Annotated in this window: 2 protein-coding genes; one reads left to right on the top strand and one right to left on the bottom strand. The window is 34.4% G+C overall.

Annotated features, from left to right (window positions below; genetic code table 11):
- The first annotated feature begins 47 nt into the window (after positions 1-47).
- Complete coding sequence (gene fabD / locus ACR0QS_RS13140) at positions 48-962, top strand: ACP S-malonyltransferase (RefSeq protein WP_432633903.1); 915 nt, start codon at positions 48-50, stop codon at positions 960-962.
- A 101-nt stretch (positions 963-1,063) separates the two neighbouring features.
- Here the strand turns inward: fabD and ahpC are convergent, their stop codons facing one another.
- Complete coding sequence (gene ahpC, locus ACR0QS_RS13135; protein WP_432633902.1) at positions 1,064-1,630, bottom strand: alkyl hydroperoxide reductase subunit C; 567 nt, start codon at positions 1,628-1,630, stop codon at positions 1,064-1,066.
- Positions 1,631-1,733: the final 103 nt, after the last annotated feature.

Genomic DNA, 1,733 nt, shown 5'->3' with positions numbered 1-1,733 from the left:
TTTTTATTAGAATTAAAAATTAAATAAAATTATTAAGGAGAATTAATATGTCAAATATAGCTTTCTTATTTCCAGGACAAGGTTCGCAAACGGCGGGTATGGGAAAATCTTTATACGATAATATAGCCGAATCAAAAGAAGTGTTCGATAAAGCCGCAAATATTTTAAGCGACACGGATATTAAGGCTTTATGTTTTGAAGGAACGGAAGAAGATTTGAAAAAAACCGAAAATACTCAACCAGCGTTGGTTACGGTTGGAATTGCAGTTTACAGAGCTTTACAATCAAAAAATATAAAAGGCGATTTTTTTGCTGGACATAGTTTGGGAGAGATTACCGCATTATGCGCCGCAGGTTATATATCTTTTGAGGATGCCGTAAAAATTGCCCGAACGAGAGGACTGCTTATGGCGAAAGCGGGCGCAGACGCTCCTTACGGAATGGCTGCAGTTTTGGGATTAAATTACGATGATGTCGTTAAATGTATGCCCGAAAATAAAGAGGTTGTCGCCGCCAATTATAATTTGAAAGACCAAATCGTTATATCGGGATTGTCGAAAGCGATAGAAGAAGTCACTCCGAAACTTCAGGAAGCTGGAGCAAAAAGAGTTATGCCTTTGAAAGTATCGGGAGCTTTTCATTCGCCTTTCATGAAACCCGCCGCCGATAGTTTGAAAGAATTTTTAGAAAATGTCAAATTTAATAATTCGGATAATAAAGTTTTTTCAAATGTTACCGCTGAAATTCATTCTTTCGATTCTATAAAAGAAAATTTATATAAGCAAATGTTTTCTACTGTGAGATGGTTTGACAGTATGATTAATATGCAAAAAATTGGGATAAGCAAAGTATATGAATGCGGACCGGGAAAAGTTTTGACGGGAATGACTAAAAAAATCGCTCCCGATATTGAGGCGGTTTGCATATTCGATATGGATTCTTTAAATTCCGTTATAAACTGAATAAAAATTAAATTATTAAATAATAAAAAAATAAAATAAAAGAGAGAGATAAAAATCCCTCTCTTTTTTAATTTTTATCGAAAATTAAAGTTTACAAATCATTAGATTTTTCCAACCAAATCGATTCCAGGTTTCAAAGTTTTAGCGCCTGGTCTCCATTTTGCAGGACAAACTTCTCCGCCATGTTCGGCAACATATTGAGCCGCTTGAACTTTTCTTAATAATTCGTTGGCGTCTCTTCCTATTCCCATGTCATGAATTTCGTAAGCCTTTATTTCGCCTTGAGGATTAACTATAAAGCTTCCTCTTAAAGCCTGTCCAGCTTCTTCAACCAATACTCCGAAAAATCTTGCAAGGATTCCCGTTGGGTCGCCAAGCATAGGATATTTGATTTTTTTGATTGTGTCCGAAGCGTCCGCCCAAGCTTTATGAACGAAATGCGTATCTTCCGAAACGGAATAAATTTCGCATCCGATTTTTTTGAATTCGTCATAAGTGTCGGCTAAATCTCCCAATTCGGTAGGACATACAAAAGTAAAGTCTGCGGGATAGAAGAAAAATACTCCCCATTTTCCCAATACATCGCTTTTTGAAACTTCTTTAAAGTGTCCGTCTTGATAAGCTTGAACTTTAAAATCGATAAGTTTTTGATTTATTAATGAACTCATTTTATAACTCCTTTATGGTTATTTGTTGTTTGTTTTATCTAACAATGATATATTAAATAATAAATTTTGTCAAGTTAAAATATATAAATATAAGTATTATTTT

The organism is Brachyspira sp., assembly GCF_050873525.1.
Lineage (GTDB): Bacteria > Spirochaetota > Brachyspiria > Brachyspirales > Brachyspiraceae > Brachyspira.
This window is presented reverse-complemented; position numbering and strand designations above follow the sequence as displayed.